An 18981-nucleotide genomic window follows, 5' to 3' on the forward strand; every position below is an offset into this window, starting at 1 on the left:
TTCCTCGATAGCTCAGTCGGTAGAGCGCCGGACTGTTAATCCGTAGGTCCCTGGTTCGAGCCCAGGTCGAGGAGCCATTCATTGGCAGTAAAAGGCTACCCTTCGGGGTGGCCTTTTTGCTTTGGGGTGGCGGTTGATGCTGGTCCGATAGGTCTGCTGCATGGGGCTCGCATCATGCGCTTGATGGACTGCGCGGCATCGGATCGGTGAGGTTCGGCGGGTTCTGCTGTGGGGCCGTTGCCGCGCAAGGCTCCGTGCACTGCACTGGTCAGCGAGTGGCAGGTCATGACTTGATGATCGCAGGGCATTGATGGTCGCTATGTGGGGCTCTTTGCGGGCCACGATGCGGGGTGGCTTGGGCGGTGCACATCAAGGCGATAGATGCCGCGCGGATTGATGTCGGGTGCATCTATGGTGGCTATGAGAGAGGTTCCATCGAAGCTGATGATCAGTGCCTCGAAATATTTCGATTTTCCCCAGACGTGGGTATCCTCGGTGTCATGAAGTCACCACTTTCTATCGACATTGGCACTACCGGAGCATTGCGCGAGGAGTCATCAGTGGGCGTAATTGAAAAAGACCCAACATCGCTTTTGAAGCCGGGTGAGCGCATGAGTTTTACTGTAAAAGGCATTGAAATTCAAATGCTAGAAGGGCGTGCTGAAGGCCATTTTGTACTGAGCATGTTTCATGGCTCTATATTGGCGATGGTTTTTAGAGACCGCACAGGTGATCACGTAGTAGGCTCGGCAGCACTTGTTGCTCCAGGAATTGCGATATGCGCGCAGCATGTAGTTGCAGACTATTTAGATGCGATGCAAAGGGGGGACTGTAGCCTTCTTTGTGGCGGCCCGACTGGTGAAACAGTTACTGTTTGGTCGTCTGCGCGTGTGGCATACGTGGAGGGTACAGACCTAGCTCTTTTGTACATGGATTTGGCAAGTCGGATGCCTGCTCAGAACCAGTTTTTCGTTGCGCATCTGACAACCCGGACGCCTGCGGTTGATGAGCGTGTAGTGCTCTACGGCCTTCCTGGCCGAGAAGGTACAGTCATGCCTGTGGGCGGCGATGCAACGATTCCACTGACTGCGCGTTATACAAGCGGAAAGGTGATAGAGATTTATCACGACGGGCGCGACAAAGTAATGATGCCTGGTCCGTGCTTTGCGGTCGAGTGTGCAGCGTTTGGTGGTATGAGTGGAGGTCCAGTATTTGATGAACGGGGGTGTTTGATCGGAATAGTCTCGACCTCCTATGAAGGCGAAAACCCGATCGCCTATGTTTCTTCGCTGTGGCCTGCACTAAGGTTGCAAACCTTTCCTGTTTGGCCAGCTCAACGCCCGTTCCCAGCAGTCTCACTAGTTGAACTGTCAAAAACAGGCATGGTCCACCTAGAAAGGCCTGACGCTGTTGAGTCCGCACCTACCTCAAGATTTCAGACTAACTATCTGAGTTGGACCTAGCGAGCAATTGGTCAGCCTTACGTTTGGCTTGTGACCTTCAAATCGCAAACGCAGAGCGGTCCTTGTCGGCAATCCACACAGGAGCACGGCCCCGGCCCGTCCAAGTCGCACCCGTCGCGGGATCACGGTATTTCGCCTCTACCTTGGTGCCCCTGGTTGCAGACGTGCGGACCTTCTTGCTGCCCCCAAACACATCCTCGGAAGTCAGTCCGAACTCGGCGATGAGGGCGCGTGCTTCGGCGATGGCGCCTGATTGCTCGGCCTTGCGGGTCTCCTCGATGAGTCGGTCGAGTTCGGCTTTGCGGGCGAGGAGTGCTTTGTAGTTGGACATGGGTCAAGTTTTAAATTGCCAAGTGGAGTCGCCATTCTCTACTTTTTCCCCGGTGGATTTCAGCTGTTGCGCATCTTTGACATGCACTGAACCAACCCCTTCCAAGCTAGGATGGTTTCGTCAACCAACAGATTTTGCAAAGGTCGATGATCAGCTATAGCTTTGGATTTCCAGCGCAGGGCGTTCCCTCGTACTCGATACTGGCAACCGACAGTGAGGAGATGGCTGGACTTTTCCTGGATGTCGAGGCATTCTTGGTACGACATTTCGACTATTCCGAGGGCGCGACGGCAAGTCTGATTCGCGAGTACAAGCTCCGCTGCCGCTTGTCGTCCAACAGGCAGCGTGATGGAAGCATGTTTCATGATGACGAATACTTGCTTCACGAGGGGGCATCCGCAGTGGCAATCCTGCTGTACTACATGGTCGTTGTGAAGGGGCCTTCCGGCCACTCATCCTTCGTGCAATGGCGCAAAGAATTCTTCAATGGCTAGCTCGCTTGAGTCGTAGTGGGCGTGGAGTGTTTTCCCGGCAGTTCGGGTCAGCATGGCTCAGCCTGGCATGAGCACGCGGCGCTACAGCGTGGAGGTGCCGACACACCTCTGCAAGCTGGTGTCTGCATCGGCTACCATGACCACGATCGCCAATAGCCGGACATTCAATGCCCACCAATTCACTCGTTGACGCCCTTGCTCAGCTTCAAGAGGATGAGTTCGTTCATATCCTCGCACGTGCGCTGGAGGTGCGGGCAGCAAGTGTCAGCCGGCTTGAGTGGGAGGAAGCCCGATATTGCTTGGCTCGACTTCATCGATTTCATGAAGGTGCAAACCTTCCCGCGCCCAGTAAGTGGGAAGTCTTGCTGATCGCGCCATCCGTTGATCCCGAAATGCGCGTAGAAAATGATCCTGAGCCTTCTCAAGAAGGCGGACACTGCGGACACACATTGACCGGATATGCCAAGCTGGTCATTTGCCCAATCTGCGGCGAGCGGGCTGAACTGACGTAGGTTTGTAGGTTGCTCTGTGTGATGTCCTTGCCACTGCTACGATGGCTGCCATCGACCAAGAGCAGTCATTCAGAGGAAAAAACGTGTCAGCGATGCTATTTCTTGAAGATGGTCGAGTACTGCATCGATCCAATATCGGGTACTGCGGCATGATAAACCTCATCGCCAGAGAGGTGGCGGAGCCTTATTCGAAACTGCAGGTTTGGCTCAGTGACATCGCTGATCGTACGCCCCCTTTCTGCGAGTTTGATATTCGCGGGCTGCCTGAAGCAGAAAGGGGGGAATTCTGGGAGGCTGCTCAACGCGCTGGCGTCCTCATTCGAGCTAAATATGGCTATGAAGAACTGCCTGAAAATGCATGGGCGGCGGAAAGCCTATTTCACCTTCTTCGTATGCACGAAAGCATATTGGCTGGCGAACCACCGTCAAAATTCAACGATTTGCACAGGGTGGTCCCATATTCGGGGGAGCCTGAGAATTTAGACTTTCTTTGGAGCGACGAAAAGAGCTGATCTTCCGCCTAAAATGCAACATTGGATTCTATTCATTCAGTCATCCGCTCAGATGGTTGCTGTCGGCCGAGGCTGTGTGAAAACATCGACGACGAACCTCTCCGAGAGGGCTACATTAATTGCCTGCATCGAGATGCGTATTCGAATTGATAGCTAGATCAGTGCATACTGGGGAGTAAATATGTCGAATGGACTGGTGGTTCCTTCCGATGATGAGGATGTGATTTGGCTTTTTGAGCGAATTTTAGAGGAATTAAGTTCTAGGTACAAGCATTCCAATCAAGAGGCTCGCGAGCTGGTGAATGGGTATTTGCGAAAATTTATGAGCAAGGAGTTTTGTGATGCTCATGGTTTTCCGATTGAGACGCTCGAACTGATCCAATGTGAAGAGGCATTAACTATGGCGGATAGGGTTCATTTTTATGAGTTTCTCGAAAATTCTCCAAATGAAGACGAATTCATTCAATGGCAAAGAGCAATGCGACTTTAGGTCGAATGCTTAATGTGCCGCGTTGTGTAGAAAGAAGTCATGGGTTAGATGGGCTTTGTAGCGCATCGCTAATCGAAATTCATGCTAAACGAATTTTCTAAATATTCCCATAAAGCCATGTCCAGAGCATTAATTGTCTACCAAGGTGAAGATCGATGGGTTGATGACTATGCGTTGGCAGTTTGGCTGACCATTGCCTCGCTGAATATAAGGCGATCATCTTGCAGCGAAGTATGGGAGGATGATTTGCGAGCTGACTTGCGCAGCCTGCGTTGGCTCGCTGGGTCCAATATGCTCCAATTCGATGTTGATGAGATAATTGTTGATAGGAAATCAGCTGTAGCTATGTGCTCCACTTTTGCTAGAGTGGATAATATTTTCAGCTTGTTCGGTGGAGAGATTCCAGACGCTGCGCTGGAGGCCCTTGGATTGGAGGGGTTAAGGGTGCGTGATGACATAAATGTATATGGAGAGATTTTGGAAATATTCAACGCAATCTCCAAAGATGCGCTGCGCAGGTTTCCTTGAGGCAGCTCGAATCTGGCGAGGCCGTACTGAATGTCCGCATAGAGCAACAGCGATCTGCCGATTCGGGCCCAAAGGTGACATTCCTCGGGGGGGGCGTCGAGTCGTCAGGTCGTCGGGTGGGTGTGGGAAATTTCCCGGTAGTTCAGGTCAGCATGGCTCAGTCTGGCATGAGCGTGCGGCGCAACGGACTGGAAGATGTCGACACACCTCTGCAAGCTGCTGTCTACATCAGCTACGATGACTGCAATCCGCCGACAGCGGACATTCGGAATATGCAGTGATAGTCTTGCGGCTACAGCTACGAGGACACGATGCGCAAACGGATGCTTCTCAATGGAGAGTTGGTTATTTCGGCGACGACTTATCGTACCCATGACGGAAAGTGGGGCTCCAATGGCGAGGTCAAGTTCGCCAAGCTTGCCGAGAAGCGCGAATTCACAGTACGTGGCGATGGCGTCTTTGAAACCGAGGAAGAGGCTCGCACCAACGGAATTTGGGCGGCTATCGATTGGGTCAATGAGATGTATCCTCCCGGCACTAGGTAGAAGGAGCGGCAGGGTATGTGGCATTTATGCACCCTGGAAAAGGGCCGCTAAATGGCCCATGGTCGACCCTCCAGTGGTGCCCCTCGTCGAGCCGTCGGGTGGGGGCGCAGACTTTCCCCAGGGGGCGCCCCGTCAGGTCGTCGGGTCGTCAGTGGCTCACCGCCAGAGTTTCCGACAGGCTACCCGACCTAGCTCAACTCCGCGATGAACCTCTCAGCCGCTTCTTCCTGAATCTTGAGAGGCTGCTTGTGCAACGCAAGCAGTAGAGCCGCAATGTTGTCCTGCTCGCAGTAGAGATAGGCCAGCGGCACACCCAGCGCGTCCGCAATCAAGCGAGCCGTGGCCACAGGGGGCTCATGCACGCCACCTTCATACCGGCTGATCCGCACGCGGGCAGTTGACTCCTCGATCCCTATGGCAACACCCATACGCTCCTGAGGCCAGCCCAGGCCCTCGCGGAGTGCGCGCATACGTCTGCCCACGATCATGGATGAGGCGGATGGGCGGGTGACAGGTGTATTCGGGCTTCGCAGCAAGGCCCAGGCTTGCTGTTTCTCTCAACAAACAAGCAATGGAAAGGCCGGCGCTGGGGGCCTGGGTTCAGTGCGAGCGGTCAGGGGATGACGACGAAGTAGTGAATGAAGGGCACCAGCAGGTTGTCTGCCCAAAAGGACACCATCACAAATCCACCCAGGCTAGGGCAGACGTAGTAGTCCGAGTACAAAACCAATTCGGTATGGGGGCCTTCGGTGTGGTCGTAGCGGCAGTCGAACAAGGCACGCAAAGTTGCCGACGCGGTATTGCGGTCAAACAAGGCCAGTTCGATTTGGCCTGCTGGAATGGAGTTCTTTGTGGTGTTGCTCCACAAAAAACTGGCGAGCGTGGTGCTGTTGATTCTGTAGGAAGCAGACTTTTGCGAATGGGCGCCGGTGCCTGAACCATCCGCCGCCTGCACAGTTGCCGATTGAACAGCAAGCGCCGCGCTGTTTTGAGCGGCTTTGGCACTTTGGGTGATGTCCTGCGCGATAGCGCCTGCCCAATCCGCTGGCGTGTTGGCTGCAGATGCTGTATTGATGGAGAGTGCCACCACCATTCCCACCAGCGCATTGGCGAGCGGGTACGTGATATAGCGACGGTAAATGGACATGAAGCAAGCTCCCGAACATTAAGCGGTGGATGTTTTGTCAGGGCGGCTCCACATGAAATCACCCCAGTTGTATCCACATGCTACATATGGCGCCTGGTGTTGCAAGGTCTATTGGACTTGCTCACCCATCTGGGCGAGTCGGAATAGCGCCATCGGCAGGTGCGCCGTGGCCACGTGCGTGACCAGGCTGCTTCATACATGCAGCGCGCCAATGAGAGGCCTCGCGGTCACGAGGCCCGGGGTTTGGCGGGCGCCCCCGTCTGCGCTGCAAACCAGTACGATCAGCATGGGGCGATGCACAGGAGAACCATCATGATCCGTAAAGGGCCTCGTTCAGTGTTTCACGCGTGCCTGGCTGTCACCTGCTGCCTGTGCGCGAATGTTTACGCCGGCGTGACCGATGGCGATCTCTTCGGCCACCGCCTGGGTGCCCGTCTCGCGACATCGCCAAGCACCATGGGCTACTGGAGTGCAGGGCGGGCCATCATCATTGCCGACAAGCCCGAGATCCCGCCCGAGTTCGAGAAGCTCGAACTGCTCACCACCCCCAAGACCTACACCATCGGCAACATCTACGCGACCAAGAGCCTGCCGGAGCGAACGGCGGCGTTCGCCCTGGCCGACAAGTACAAGGACCTGCTGCCCACGCTCTACCGCGAGCAGTGCGTTCGCGAACGGGATGGCTTTGGCGGGGTGGTGCTGGAGCTGCGCTGCGGCCAGTACCAGCTGACCATCCAGATCTACTCACCGGACCGACAGAACCCCAATGGCCTGTACTCGGTGCAGATCGGTTTGACGATGGCGAGGGAGACACGGGTCGGCTACGACTGGCAGATGCTGCTGGACGAGGAGGTGGACGCGGTGGACAAGGAGGGGCGCCAGCGCCGGCTGGAGCAGGCCAAGAAGGACAGGAGCTTGCGCGGCTTTCCCTGATGACGGCTTACCCTTCGTGGCCTTGGTGGACCTTGCCGCGTGCGGGTTGAAGGGCCTTCAGCGCCGCCACCGTTTCTCTCAACCCCCGGTGCAGCCGCTTGTCCTTGCGCACCACCACGGCCAGGGTGCGGGCCAGCGGCGGCGACAGGGGCCGCACTTCCACCGCGTTGCCATGCGTGCCCTGCACGGCCATGCCGGGCAGCACGGCGCAGCCCAGGCCGGCGGCCACCAGTTCCTTGATGGCTTCCACGCTGCCCAGCGACATGGCGGGTTGCAGGGCCACGCCGGCCTGGGCGAACCAGGCGTCGGCGATGCGGCGGGTCTGGCCGCCGGGTTCGAACAGCAGCACGGGGTGGCGGGCCAGGTCGGCAGCAGTCACCTTCCTGGGCAGGGCCGTGCCCTTGGGGGCGATGGCGACAAAGGCGTCCTGCAGCACGGGGGTCACGTCGAGCATGCGGCCGCTGGCGGGCAGGGTGACCAGGCCCAGGTCCAGGGTGTTGTCTTCCACGGCCTGCACGATGTCGGCCGTGTTGCCGGTGCGCACGGTGATCTCCAGGCCCGCAAAGCGCTGGCGCAGCGCGCCCAGCACGGGCGGCAGCAAGAAGATGCAGGCCGTGGCGCCGGTGCCCAGGCGCACGCGGCCCGCCGTGCCGCTGGCGTGGTGGGCCACGGCGTGCAGTGCGTCGGCCACGGCGGCGTCGATGCGCGGCACATGGGCCAGCAGCTCGGCACCTGCGGCCGTGGGGCGCAGCACGCGGCCCACGCGCTCCACCAGGGGCGTGCCCAGGCGTTTTTCGAGCTGGCGCACCTGCAGGCTCACTGCCGGCTGGGTCAGGTCCAGGCGCTGGGCGGCGGCTGAAAAGCTGCCCAGTTCGAGGGCGGTGGCAAAGCCGTGCAGTTGGTCGAGGTTGAGGCGTTCCATGCCAAAGAATTTCTCATACTTTGCATAAGTTGGGAAAGCTTCTTTTATGCATGGCAACGCGCCACACTGGCGGCATGCATGTGTCTACCGCTCCTCTTTTGATCCCGTCGCCATCCCCCGTATTGCCGCAAGTACGCGATGCGGCCGATGCCGACCTGCCTGCCATCCAGTTCATCTACGCCCACCATGTGCTGCATGGCCTGGCCTCGTTCGAGGAGGTGCCGCCCGGCGTGGACGAACTGCGCACCCGCCTGGCCACGGTGCGTGCCGCGGGCCTGCCCTACCTGGTGGCCGAGGTCGATGGCGCGGTGGCGGGGTATGCCTATGCCACGCTCTACCGCCCACGCTCGGCCTACCGGCACACGGTGGAGGATTCGGTCTACGTGGCGCAGGGCATGGCGGGGCGGGGCATTGGTGCGGCGCTGCTGGCCGCGCTCATCACCCGCTGCGAGGCCGGGCCCTGGCGCCAGATGATGGCCACCATAGGGCAGGGCGATGGCAACCGGGGCTCCATCGCCCTGCACACGCGCATGGGCTTCACGCGCATCGGGGCCTTGCGCTCCGTGGGCTTTAAGCACGGGCAGTGGCTCGACACGGTGCTGATGCAGCGGCCCCTGGGCGTGGGCGACGGCGATTTGCCTGCGCCTTCCGCATGATGCGCCGGCTGGTGTGGTGCCTGGGCCTGTCTCAATTCATCTGCTGGGGCATCTCGTACTACCTGCTCGGGGCGATGGGCGAAGCCATGGTGCGCGACCTGGGCTGGCCGCGCACGCAGGTGCATGGCGGCTTTGCGCTGGCGCTGCTGGTGATGGGCGGCGTGTCGGGCATCGCTGGCCGCTGGGTGGACCAGCGTGGTGGGCGCACGGTGATGGTGGCGGGCTCGCTGCTGCTCTGCGCGGGCTGCCTGGGGCTGGCGCTGGGGCAGGGCGTGGCGGCGTACTACGCGGCCTGGGCCGTGCTCGGGCTGGCCATGCGGCTCACGCTGTACGACGCCGCCTTTGCCACGCTGGCCCATGTGGCCGGGCCGGGCGCACGCCGGCCCATGGCGCAGATCACCTTGCTGGGCGGGTTGGCGTCCACCGCGTTCTGGCCCCTGGGGCATGCGCTGGCCGAGGCGCTGGGCTGGCGCGGGGGCCTGTGGGTGTATGCGGCGTTGGCGCTGTGCACGTTGCCGCTGCACCTGGCGATTCCGCGCGTGGGTGGGGCCGGGCACGCGGCCCCTGTGTCGCCTGCTTCGTCCGTGCCGCTGGCGGAGTCGGGGCGTGATCGCCTGTTGGCCGCCGCACTGTTCGCGGCAGTGACCACGCTGGTGAATTTTCTCAACGCGGGCATGTCGGCGCACATGGTGGGGCTGCTCGCCGGCCTGGGCCTGGCGCTGCCCGTGGCCGTGGGCATGGCCTCGCTGCGCGGTGTGGGCCAGTCGGGCGCGCGCCTGGCCGAGGTGCTGTTCGGCACCCGGCTGCACCCGCTCGCGCTGGGGGCGTTTGCGGCCCTGCTCCTGCCCCTGGCCTGCCTGGCGGGCCTGTGGTCGGGGCAGGCCGTGGCGGCTGCCCTGGTGTTTGCGCTGCTGTACGGCGCGGGCAACGGGCTGCTCACCATCACGCGTGGCACGCTGCCGCTGGTGCTGTTCGACCACCGCACCTATGGCGCCTTCGTGGGCCGGCTGGTGGCGCCGGGCTTTCTGCTGTCGGCCAGCGCGCCGGTGGTCTATGCGGCGGTCATGGATGCGCACGGCGCGGCGGCGGCGCTGTGGATGTCGGTGGTGGTCGCGGCACTGGCGTTTGCGGCGTCGATGGCGCTGCAGCTGCGCTTTGGCGCGCGGGCACCGTAAAACGACAACGCCCCGGCACGGGCCGGGGCGTCATGGTCGTTTCAAGGCGCCGCGCTGGCGGCGCAAGGGATCACTTCGGCGCCAGGCGGATGGCGCCATCGAGGCGGATCACTTCGCCGTTGAGCATGTCGTTTTCCAGGATGTGCTTGACCAGCTTGGCGTAGTCCTGGGGCGTGCCCAGGCGGCTGGGGAAGGGCACGCCGGCGGCCAGCGCGTGCTGCACTTCCTGGGGCATGCCAAACAGCATGGGCGTGCCGAAGATGCCGGGGGCGATGGTCATGTTGCGGATGCCGTTGCGCGCCAGGTCGCGGGCGATGGGCAGGGTCATGCCAACCACGCCGCCCTTGGATGCAGCGTACGCGGCCTGGCCGATCTGGCCGTCGTAGGCGGCCACGCTGGCGGTGGAGATCAGCACGCCGCGCTCGCCCGTGGCTTCAGGCTCGTTCTTGCTCATGGCTTCGGCGGCCAGGCGGATCATGTTGAAGCTGCCGATCAGGTTCACCGTGATGGTCTTGCTGAACACCGCGAGGGCGTGCGCGCCGTTTTTGCCCACGGTCTTCTCGGCCGGGGCGATGCCGGCGCAGTTCACCAGGCCCACCAGCTTGCCCAGCGACACGGCCTTGGCCACCACGGCCTGGCCGTCGGCCTCGCTGCTCACATCGCACTTCACGAAGGCGCCCCCGATGTCCTTCGCCACCGCCTCGCCCTTGTCGGCCTGCATGTCGGCGATGACCACGGTACCGCCCTGGGCGGCCAGCATGCGTGCCGTGCCTTCGCCCAGGCCCGATGCGCCGCCGGTCACGATGAATACCTTGCCCTTGATGTCCATGAATGGTCTCCAGAAGTTGACGTTAACGTAAACGTCAATTATGAACGCAAAAAAAGCCCGGGCGAAGCCGGGCTTTCCTGGAGGGGCGGTGTCCCGCAGGCTTTACTGGAAGCCCACGCGGTCCAGCATCTGCTGCACCTTGGTCACGTTGGCGCCCACGGCGCTGATCGGGATGGTCTCGCTCTTGAAGGGCGCGTTGCCCGTCATGGCCTTGAGGGCCGGGTTGTCGATGTGCAGGCCCTTGGCGGCAGGCCATTCGTTGTTGCCGTTGGCAAAGTAGTTCTGCGCGTCGGCGCTGGCCAGGTACTCGAGGAACTTGATGGCGTTCTCGCGGTTCTTGGCGTTCTTGGCCACGGCGCCGCCAGCGATGTTCAGGTGCGTACCCCAGCTTTGCTGGTTGGGGAACACCACGCCCACCTTGTTGACCACGGCCACGTCCTCGGGCTTGCCCGAGCGCATCATGCGCGCCAGGTAGTAGCTGTTGGTGACGGCGATGTCGCACTCGCCAGCGGCCACGGCCTTGATCTGGTCGGTGTCTCCGCCCTTGGGGGGACGGGCCAGGTTGCCCACCATGCCCTTGAGCCAGGCCTCGGCCTTCTGCTCGCCCATGTGCTCGGTCACGGCGCCGAACAGGCTCAGGTTGTAGGGGTGCGAGCCCGAGCGGATGCACAGCTTGCCCTTGTTCTTGGCGTCGCCCAGCTCTTCGTAGGTGTCCACGTCTTCCTTTTGCACCTTGATCTTGTTGTAGACGATCACGCGGGCGCGGGTGGACAGGCCAAACCAGGCGATGCTGCCATCGGCCGCGGGCGTGCTGCGCAGGTTGGCGGGGATGGCGTCGGTCAGCACCTTGGACTGGATGGGCTGGAACAGGCCATCGACCTCGCCCTTGTACAGGCGCGCAGCGTCCACCAGCAGAATCACGTCGGCGGGGGAGGCCGTGCCCTCGGCCTTCAGGCGCGCGAGGATGCCGGCGTCGTCTGCGTCCACGCGGTTGATCTTGATGCCCGTGGCCTTGGTGAAGCCCGTGTACAGCGCTTCGTCCGTGGAGTAGTGGCGTGCCGAGTACAGGTTCACGACCTGCTCCTGGGCGGATACGGTGCCGGCGGCAGCGGCCAGTGCGCAGGCGGTCAGCAGGGCTTTCACGGTCTTCGACATGGAATGCATCTTTCGGGGGTTTTGCGACCGCGCGATGATAAGACAAACGCGAATTGTTCTTAATAAAACCAGGGGCCGGGAGTGGACTTGGCTGTCTACTGGCTGGCGGGGTGTGTCTGCAGGCGCGGGCGCTGGTGAACGCCGTGCGAAAGCGCCAGGCGAAAAAAAAGCCCGGTAGATACCGGGCTTCAAAATGGATCCCAGAAACGGGGGTTTCGAGAGGATCCAAGGAGACAACTGGGGGCCCCGAACTGCGCTTGCGTGCGTCTCGGGGCCATGGGTTGAATTATCAGGGTAATCCCTGCACCGTGCCTAGAGTCTGCACTCCAGACGCAGCCGCCGGGACCCGATGATCGATCAGCCGCGCTTGCGGGGGGCTGCGGACTTGGCAGCGTTGGCAGCAGTGCTGGCCACGGCGTTGAAGTTGGCTTCGGCCACGTCAGACGCTTGCTTGACGGCCTTTTGCACCGATTCAAACGCGTTGTTGGCGGCAGAGACGGCGCTCTTCATCACGGCCACGGCGGTTTCGGAACCGGCGGGAGCGTTCTTGGCGGCGCTGTCCACCAGGTTGGTGAAGCTCTTCTGTGCGTCAGCGGCCTGGGCTTCGAAAGCCTTGCCGAATTCAGCGGCGGTGCCCGACGAGATGTCGTACAGGTGGCGGCTGTAGGCGGCGGTCTTCTCGGCCAGGGGCTGGAACAGGCCGGCTTGCAGGGCCAGCAGCTCTTGTGCGTCCTTCACGCCCAGAACGGCCTGGGTGTGGTTGGCGGCTTCGGTCAGGGCAGCGCGCGAAGCGGTCACGTTCAGCTCGACCAGCTTTTCCACGCCTTCGAAGGCCTTGGTGGTCAGACCGAACAGGGTTTCGAGGTTGGCCTTGTGGGATGCCAGAACTTGCTCAGCGGTCAGCGACATGTCGTATCTCCTAAGAATGGGGCCCGAAGGCCAGGTGGTTTACAGAGAAAGAAACTGCGCTGTCGTCGACTTCGTGAGTCATGTTGCAGTGCAGCATGGGTTGAATTTTAGGGACTTGGCCGGTGATTGCAAGTTCTTTTTGTTGCGATGCAGCAATTTAGAGGTGACAGTCCAACACCGCGCCCCTTGCCACAATGGCGTCATGCATGCCTATTACGCGGACCAGTTCGTTCTGCCGCTGCCCGAGGGCCACCGTTTTCCCATGGCCAAGTACCGCCTGTTGCGCGACGCCGTGGCCACCCACCTGCCCGGCGTGGTGCTGCAGGTGGCGCCGCCCGCGAGCGACAGCGAACTGGCCCTGGCCCACACGCCGGCCTATATCGACGCCATTGCCCAGGGCACCCTGCCCGCACCTGCGCAGCGCGAGATCGGCTTTCCCTGGAGCCCGGCCATGGCCGAGCGCGCGCGCCGCTCCGTGGGGGCCACCCTGGCCGCTTGCCGGGTGGCCATGGCGGGGGGCGAGGCGGGCGGCATCGCGGGCAACCTCGCCGGCGGCACGCACCACGCCTATGCCGACAAGGGCAGCGGGTTCTGCGTGTTCAACGACATGGCCGTGGCCGCACGGCTGATGCAGGACGAGCATGCCCGCGCCGCCTCGGCCATGGGCGCCAACCCGCTGGCGCTGCGCGTGGCCATCATTGACCTGGACGTGCACCAGGGCAACGGCACGGCGCGCATCTTCCAGGGCGACGATTCGGTGTTCACGCTCTCGGTGCATGGTGCACGCAACTTTCCCTTCCGCAAGGAAGCGGGCGACCTCGATGTGGAGCTGCCCGACGGCTGTGGTGACGACGACTACCTGGCCGCGCTGGAGCAGGCGCTCGATGCGCTGGACCAGCGCTTCGCGCCCGGCCTGGTGCTCTACCTGGCCGGTGCCGACCCGCATGTGGGCGACCGCCTGGGCCGTCTTCACATCAGCCACGACGGCCTGGAGGCGCGCGACCGGCGCGTGTTCGACTGGGCCTGGCAGCGCCGCGTACCCACGGCCTTTGCCATGGCCGGCGGCTATGGCACCGACATTGCCGACACCATCCAGGCCCAGCTCACCACCTGGCGCGTGGCCTTCCAATACCAGCAGCGCTGGCAGAATTCCTTGCAACCCAGTCTCTGACCATGACCACCACTTCCCCCGCAGCGCGCCCGGCGCCGCAAGCGCGCAGCAGCTACCGCACCTTCCGCACCATCAGCACCCGCTGGGCCGACAACGATGTCTATGGCCATGTGAACAATGTCGTGTACTACAGCTGGTTCGACACGGCCGTGAACGCCCACCTGATCGAGCAGGGTGTGCTCGACATCCACGCGGGCAGCACCATCGGCCTGGTGATCGAGACGCAGTGCAACTACTTTGCGCCGCTGGCCTTTCCGCAGGTGGTGGAGGCCGGTATCCGCGTGGCGCGCCTGGGCGGCTCCAGCGTGCGCTACGAAGTCGGGCTGTTCGCCTATGGCGAAGAGATGAGCGCCGCGGCCGGGCATTTCATCCACGTCTACGTGGACCGCGCAACGCGCCGCCCGGTGCCCGTGCCGGAGCCCTTGCGCGAGGTGCTGCAGGCCCTGGTGGTGCCGGGCTAGGGGAGCCCTGGCCCTGCGCTGCAACGATTGTTGCAATGGCCTACACTGTGCTGCTTTGCTGCCCCCTGGCCTGGGCCATCCGTTGCGGCCCGCTTCGACAATGATCATCACCAGCCTGCTCGACACCGACCTGTACAAGTTCACGATGATGCAGGTGGTGCTGCACCAGTTCCCCGGGGCCCAGGTCGAGTACCGCTTCAAGTGCCGCAACCCTGGCGTGCAGCTGGCGCCCTATGCCAACGAGATCCGCGATGAGATCCGCTCGCTGTGCAGCCTGCAGTTCCAGGACGCCGAGCTTGCCTACCTGCGCTCCATGCGCTTCATCAAGAGCGACTTCGTGGACTTCCTGGGCCTGTTCCGCCTGAACGAGAAGTACATCACCATCACGCCCCAGCCCAACGGCGAGATCGAGATCACCATCCGCGGGCCCTGGCTGCACACCATCCTGTTCGAGATTCCGGTGCTGGCCATCGTCAACGAGGTCTACTTCCGCAACACGCAGAAGGTGCCGAATTTTCCCGAAGGCCGCCGCCGGCTCGATACCAAGATCGCCCAGCTGCAGGCCGAGGGCCTGTCTGAGCTCAAGATCGCCGACTACGGCACGCGCCGGCGCTTTTCGCGCGCCTGGCACGAGGAGGTGCTGCGCGTGCTCTGCGCCCGCCTGGGCACGGGCGACCGCCGCCCCGGCACGCCCGGGGGGCCGGGCCAGTTCGCCGGCACCAGCAATGTGCTGTATGCCATGAAGCTTGGCGTGACGCCGCTGGGCACCATGGCGCACGAGTACCTGCAGGCCTGCCAGGCCCTGGGCCCGCGGCTGCGCGACAGCCAGGTCTTCGGCTTCGAGATGTGGGCCAAGGAGTACCGGGGCGACCTGGGCATCGCGCTGTCCGACGTGTACGGCATGAGCGCCTTCCTGCGCGACTTCGACCTGTATTTCTGCAAGCTGTTCGACGGTGCGCGCCACGACAGCGGCGACCCCTTCGCCTGGGGTGAGCGCCTGTTGGAGCACTACCGCAAGAACCGCGTGGACCCGCTGACCAAGACACTGATTTTCAGCGACGCGCTCACCGTGCCGCGCACCATCGAGCTGTACCAGCAGTTCCGCGGCCGCTGCCAGCTGGCCTTCGGTATCGGCACGAACCTGACCAACGACCTGGGCAGCCCGCCCGAGCACGAGCCGCTGCAGGTGGTGATCAAGATGACCCAGTGCAACGGCCAGCCCGTGGCCAAGCTCTCGGACACGCCGGGCAAGGGCATGTGCGATGACGAGAAGTACCTGGCCTACCTGCGCCAGGTGTTCGAGATCCCGGCGCCGCACTGAGGCGATGAAGCCCCTGCGCTTGCCCGCATTGGCCGCACTGTTGTTTTTCATGCTGCCGGGCCTGGCCACGGCGGCCGAGGTGGATGGCCGCGCGCTGTCCGTGCTGTGGGGCGTGCCGTTTGCCGGGGTGCTGCTGTCTATTGCCATCCTGCCGCTTTGGGCGCCCACGGTGTGGCACCACCATTTCGGCAAGATCACGGCGGCCTGGGCGCTGGCCTTTCTGGTTCCGTTCGCGCTGGTGTTCGGTGTGCCTGCCGCGGCTGGCAGCCTGGTGCATGCGCTGCTGGCGGAGTACATCCCCTTCGTGATCCTGCTCACCGCGCTGTTCACGGTGGCGGGCGGCATCTACATCCGCGGCAACCTGCATGGCAGCCCGGGGCTCAACACAGCCCTCCTGGCCATCGGCGCCGTGCTCTCCAGCTTCATGGGCACCACGGGCGCGTCCATGCTGCTGATCCGCCCGCTGATCCGCGCCAACGACAACCGCAGGCACGTGGCGCATGTGGTGGTGTTCTTCATCTTCATCGTCTCCAACGCCGGGGGCTCGCTCACGCCGCTGGGCGATCCGCCGCTGTTCCTGGGCTTCCTCAAGGGCGTGGACTTTTTCTGGACGGTGCGCCATATCTTTCCCGAGACGCTGTTCCTGGTGGGCAGCCTGCTGGTGGTTTTCTTTGTGCTCGACTCCTGGTACTACCACCGTCGCGAAGAGCTGCTGCCGCAGGACCCGACGCCCGACACGCCCACCCTGGGCTTTGACGGCAAGGCCAACCTCCCGCTGCTGGGCGCCGTGGTCGGCCTGGTGCTGCTCAGCGGGTTCTGGAAATCACCGGTGGCCTGGAGCATCGCGGGCACCGAGGTCAGCCTGCCCGGCCTGGTGCGCGATGCGGGCCTGATCCTCATCACCATCATCTCGCTGCGCACCACGCCCGCGCAGGTGCATGCGGACAACCAGTTCGGCTGGGGGCCCATGCAGGAGGTGGCCAAGCTCTTTGCCGGCATCTTCCTGACCATCATCCCGGTGATCGCCATGCTCAAGGCGGGCGTTGACGGCCCCTTCGGCGCCATCGTGGCCGCCGTGACCCGGCCCGATGGCTCGCCCGACCCGGCCATGTACTTCTGGGCCGCCGGTGCGCTCAGCTCCTTTCTGGACAATGCGCCCACCTACCTGGTGTTCTTCAACACCGCTGGCGGCGACCCGGCCGTGCTCATGACCACCCTGGCGCCCACGCTGGCAGCCATCTCGGCCGGCGCCGTGTTCATGGGCGCCAACACCTACATCGGCAACGCCCCCAACATGATGGTCAAGGCCATCGCCGAAGACCGGGGGGTGAGGATGCCCAGTTTCTTCGGCTACATGCTGTGGTCGGGCGGCATCCTGGTGCCGCTGTTTGTCGCCATGACTTTCATCTGGTTCCGTTGACGCTGGACCTCTTAAGTGTTGGTGATGATCGACTTTGCACTGCTGTGATCATCGGGCGAAGTATCGGAGGACTGTCGTGAGTTACTACCTGTCAGAGTACGTTAATCCGATGAAAAGGTGGATTCGCCCTGCAGACGACCAAGAGCCAGTCCTCCTGATAAATCATCAAACTATCAAACAGGGGCAGGAGATGCTTCTGGCATTTCAATGGCTAGCCCGTCGCCGCCTGATTGGGCACTGCCTTCATTTGCTGACGCCAGGAATTTTTCGACAGCTTGGTTCGGTAAGTGGTGTGTTCGCGGCGCAGGAAATCCCCTCCCGTATCCTTAACGGTGAGATGACTTTTCCTGGCGATGTGGATGTTCTTATGATCCCTTACTCGGATGGTCATCTGCTCGTTTCGGAGGCAATCGCACTGGAAGTGAAAATCGTGCGAGCTAGCTTTTCCAACCAATCCAAGTCACCTAATCAATGGGGCATTTCGCAAGCCAGTGCACTCTTAGTGCATGGATTTCCTCGCGCAGGTGTGCTCCACTTAATCCTTTCCAATGGCAGTCCAGAAACGAACTGGAGAGAGTTTTGGGTTGGAACGGTGCTTGATGAAGAGGGTCGAATGGGGCCTCTCAATCCCGTAATGGCTGATCCTCTTCAGACGGACTTGCTGCGGCGGTCTGCTGGACGAGTGAGGCAGGCAATCAGGTCGCATGAGGGGCTTGGATGGCTTAGCGCGCATCTGAGCTACGGCCTTGGTGACTACCTTCCTGAAGGCGCGCAGGCTATAAGAAACAGCCAAACCCAGTTAAGGGTGCTGCAGGCTATAGAGCTATGCTTTAACACCTTCCCAGAGGCGTTCATCAACATTCCAAACAAGCCATCCTACCCACAAGGCGCTTGTCAAAAATCTAACGATCCCGTAATCGTTGACAGGCGGAGGCTGATGGGCGCGTGAGACTTCCATCTCCTCCCTAGCCTGCGTGAACCATTCACATCAGACAGATTGAAATCATGGAAAAGCCCCGCATCCTAGTCGCCCGTGCGATCTTCCCCGACATCGTCGAGCGCCTGCGCCAGCACTTCGAGGTGCAGGACAACCCCGAGGACGTGATCTGGACCCCGGCCGAGCTGGCCGAGCGCCTGGCCGACAAGGACGGTGCCTTCACCACCGGCAGCCAGCGCATCGACGCGGCGCTGCTGGCGGCGGCGCCCGGCCTGCGCATCGTGGCCAACATGGCCGTGGGCTACAACAACTTCGATGTGGACGCCATGACGGCCGCGGGCGTGCAGGGCACCAACACGCCCGACGTGCTGACCGAGACCACGGCCGACTTCGGCTTTGCGCTGTTGATGGCCACCGCGCGCCGCATGACCGAGAGCGAGCACTACCTGCGCGCCGGAAAGTGGACCAAGTGGAGCTACGACATGTTCTCGGGCTCGGACATCCACGGCAGCACGCTGGGCATCATCGGCATGGGCCGCATCGGCCAGGGCATCGCGCGCCGCGGCGCGCACGGCTTTGGCATGAATGTGGTTTATCACAACCGCTCGCGCCTGTCGCCCGAGCTCGAAGCCGAATGCAAGGCCCGCTACGTGGGCAAGGAAGAGCTGCTGCGCACGGCCGACCATGTGGTGCTGGTGGTGCCCTACACCCTGGCATCGCACCACACCATCGGTGCGGCGGAGCTGGCGCTGATGAAGCCTACGGCCACGCTGGTCAACATTGCGCGCGGCGGCATCGTGGACGATGCGGCCCTGGCCGTGGCCCTGCGCGAGCAGCGCATTGCGGCGGCGGGGCTCGATGTGTTCGAGGGCGAGCCCAGTGTGCACCCGGACCTGCTCACCGTGCCCAACGTGGTGCTCACACCGCACATCGCCAGCGCCACCGTGCCCACGCGCCGCGCCATGGCCAACCTGGCGGCCGACAACCTGATCGCCTTCTTCGAGCAGGGCGCGCCGCTGACCCCTGTGAACACACCGGCCCCGCGCGCACGCTGATTTCCGTACACAATA

23 protein-coding genes and 1 tRNA gene are annotated in these 18981 nt (G+C 62.3%); 17 read left to right on the top strand and 7 right to left on the bottom strand.

Annotation, left to right across the window (positions count from 1 at the left end; translation table 11 throughout):
- The first annotated feature begins 1 nt into the window (after position 1).
- Both AC3WOH_RS15170 and AC3WOH_RS15175 read left to right on the top strand, forming a co-directional pair.
- Positions 2-77, top strand: a tRNA-Asn gene (locus AC3WOH_RS15170).
- A gap of 285 nt (positions 78-362) precedes the next feature.
- Complete coding sequence (locus AC3WOH_RS15175; protein ID WP_492230124.1) at positions 363-1463, top strand: S1 family peptidase; 1101 nt, start codon at positions 363-365, stop codon at positions 1461-1463.
- Between the two features lie 37 nt (positions 1464-1500).
- Here AC3WOH_RS15175 and AC3WOH_RS15180 read toward each other — a convergent pair whose 3' ends face one another.
- A complete protein-coding gene (locus AC3WOH_RS15180; RefSeq protein WP_492230125.1) occupies positions 1501-1794 on the bottom strand; it encodes an H-NS histone family protein in 294 nt (97 codons plus the stop codon).
- Positions 1795-1940: 146 nt separating this feature from the next.
- Here AC3WOH_RS15180 and AC3WOH_RS15185 point away from each other — a divergent pair, with 146 nt between their 5' ends.
- From AC3WOH_RS15185 to AC3WOH_RS15210, 6 genes are all read left to right on the top strand, one after another.
- Positions 1941-2288 carry a hypothetical protein gene (locus AC3WOH_RS15185; RefSeq protein WP_492230126.1) on the top strand — a complete coding sequence of 116 codons (348 nt, stop codon included), beginning with the start codon at positions 1941-1943 and terminating at the stop codon, positions 2286-2288.
- Positions 2289-2455: 167 nt separating this feature from the next.
- Positions 2456-2800, top strand: coding sequence for a hypothetical protein (locus tag AC3WOH_RS15190; RefSeq protein WP_492230127.1), 345 nt, complete (start codon positions 2456-2458; stop codon positions 2798-2800).
- Positions 2801-2841: 41 nt separating this feature from the next.
- A complete protein-coding gene (locus AC3WOH_RS15195; protein WP_492230128.1) occupies positions 2842-3312 on the top strand; it encodes a hypothetical protein in 471 nt (156 codons plus the stop codon).
- A 181-nt stretch (positions 3313-3493) separates the two neighbouring features.
- Positions 3494-3802 carry a hypothetical protein gene (locus AC3WOH_RS15200; RefSeq protein WP_492230129.1) on the top strand — a complete coding sequence of 103 codons (309 nt, stop codon included), beginning with the start codon at positions 3494-3496 and terminating at the stop codon, positions 3800-3802.
- 81 nt (positions 3803-3883) lie between these two features.
- Positions 3884-4330, top strand: coding sequence for a hypothetical protein (locus tag AC3WOH_RS15205; protein ID WP_492230130.1), 447 nt, complete (start codon positions 3884-3886; stop codon positions 4328-4330).
- Positions 4331-4641: 311 nt separating this feature from the next.
- Positions 4642-4875, top strand: a complete 234-nt coding sequence (locus tag AC3WOH_RS15210; RefSeq protein WP_492230131.1) for a hypothetical protein — start codon at positions 4642-4644, stop codon at positions 4873-4875.
- Between the two features lie 188 nt (positions 4876-5063).
- On the opposite strand, the gene AC3WOH_RS15215 is transcribed toward AC3WOH_RS15210, so the two are convergent.
- Together AC3WOH_RS15215 and AC3WOH_RS15220 are read right to left on the bottom strand one after the other, a co-directional pair.
- Positions 5064-5345 carry a helix-turn-helix domain-containing protein gene (locus AC3WOH_RS15215; protein WP_492230132.1) on the bottom strand — a complete coding sequence of 94 codons (282 nt, stop codon included), beginning with the start codon at positions 5343-5345 and terminating at the stop codon, positions 5064-5066.
- 143 nt (positions 5346-5488) lie between these two features.
- Complete coding sequence (locus AC3WOH_RS15220; protein ID WP_492230133.1) at positions 5489-6022, bottom strand: hypothetical protein; 534 nt, start codon at positions 6020-6022, stop codon at positions 5489-5491.
- 393 nt (positions 6023-6415) lie between these two features.
- Between AC3WOH_RS15220 and AC3WOH_RS15225 the strand changes: the two genes are divergently transcribed.
- A complete protein-coding gene (locus AC3WOH_RS15225) occupies positions 6416-6955 on the top strand; it encodes a hypothetical protein (RefSeq protein WP_492230134.1) in 540 nt (179 codons plus the stop codon).
- Positions 6956-6962: 7 nt separating this feature from the next.
- Here the strand turns inward: AC3WOH_RS15225 and AC3WOH_RS15230 are convergent, their stop codons facing one another.
- On the bottom strand, positions 6963-7877 hold the full coding sequence (locus AC3WOH_RS15230) for a LysR family transcriptional regulator (protein ID WP_492230135.1): 915 nt from the start codon (positions 7875-7877) through the stop codon (positions 6963-6965).
- A gap of 74 nt (positions 7878-7951) precedes the next feature.
- Here AC3WOH_RS15230 and AC3WOH_RS15235 point away from each other — a divergent pair, with 74 nt between their 5' ends.
- On the top strand, positions 7952-8533 hold the full coding sequence (locus AC3WOH_RS15235; RefSeq protein WP_492230136.1) for a GNAT family N-acetyltransferase: 582 nt from the start codon (positions 7952-7954) through the stop codon (positions 8531-8533).
- Positions 8530-9708 (top strand): MFS transporter, encoded by a 1179-nt coding sequence (locus AC3WOH_RS15240; RefSeq protein WP_492230137.1) that lies wholly within the window; start codon positions 8530-8532, stop codon positions 9706-9708. Before AC3WOH_RS15235 ends, AC3WOH_RS15240 begins: the two co-directional genes overlap by 4 nt.
- A gap of 70 nt (positions 9709-9778) precedes the next feature.
- Here AC3WOH_RS15240 and AC3WOH_RS15245 read toward each other — a convergent pair whose 3' ends face one another.
- The 3 genes from AC3WOH_RS15245 to AC3WOH_RS15255 form a co-directional block, all read right to left on the bottom strand.
- Entirely contained in the window at positions 9779-10537 is a 759-nt protein-coding gene (locus AC3WOH_RS15245; protein WP_492230138.1) for a 3-hydroxyacyl-CoA dehydrogenase, read from the bottom strand.
- 102 nt (positions 10538-10639) lie between these two features.
- Entirely contained in the window at positions 10640-11692 is a 1053-nt protein-coding gene (locus AC3WOH_RS15250; RefSeq protein ID WP_492230139.1) for an extracellular solute-binding protein, read from the bottom strand.
- Positions 11693-12049: 357 nt separating this feature from the next.
- Positions 12050-12601 carry a phasin family protein gene (locus AC3WOH_RS15255; protein WP_184862609.1) on the bottom strand — a complete coding sequence of 184 codons (552 nt, stop codon included), beginning with the start codon at positions 12599-12601 and terminating at the stop codon, positions 12050-12052.
- A 202-nt stretch (positions 12602-12803) separates the two neighbouring features.
- On the opposite strand from AC3WOH_RS15255, the gene AC3WOH_RS15260 reads away from it, so the two are divergent.
- From AC3WOH_RS15260 to AC3WOH_RS15285, 6 genes are all read left to right on the top strand, one after another.
- The gene (locus AC3WOH_RS15260) at positions 12804-13772 is read left to right on the top strand and encodes a histone deacetylase family protein (RefSeq protein ID WP_492230140.1); all 969 of its coding nucleotides are present in this window, start codon (positions 12804-12806) and stop codon (positions 13770-13772) included.
- A gap of 2 nt (positions 13773-13774) precedes the next feature.
- On the top strand, positions 13775-14233 hold the full coding sequence (locus AC3WOH_RS15265) for an acyl-CoA thioesterase (protein WP_492230141.1): 459 nt from the start codon (positions 13775-13777) through the stop codon (positions 14231-14233).
- Between the two features lie 100 nt (positions 14234-14333).
- Positions 14334-15554 (top strand): nicotinate phosphoribosyltransferase, encoded by a 1221-nt coding sequence (gene pncB / locus AC3WOH_RS15270; RefSeq protein WP_184862615.1) that lies wholly within the window; start codon positions 14334-14336, stop codon positions 15552-15554.
- Between the two features lie 4 nt (positions 15555-15558).
- Positions 15559-16974, top strand: a complete 1416-nt coding sequence (locus AC3WOH_RS15275) for a sodium:proton antiporter (protein ID WP_492230142.1) — start codon at positions 15559-15561, stop codon at positions 16972-16974.
- Between the two features lie 76 nt (positions 16975-17050).
- On the top strand, positions 17051-17923 hold the full coding sequence (locus AC3WOH_RS15280) for a hypothetical protein (RefSeq protein WP_492230143.1): 873 nt from the start codon (positions 17051-17053) through the stop codon (positions 17921-17923).
- Positions 17924-17979: 56 nt separating this feature from the next.
- Positions 17980-18966 carry a 2-hydroxyacid dehydrogenase gene (locus AC3WOH_RS15285; protein WP_492230144.1) on the top strand — a complete coding sequence of 329 codons (987 nt, stop codon included), beginning with the start codon at positions 17980-17982 and terminating at the stop codon, positions 18964-18966.
- Positions 18967-18981: the final 15 nt, after the last annotated feature.

This window comes from Acidovorax sp. FW305-C-20-28, from assembly GCF_058783375.1.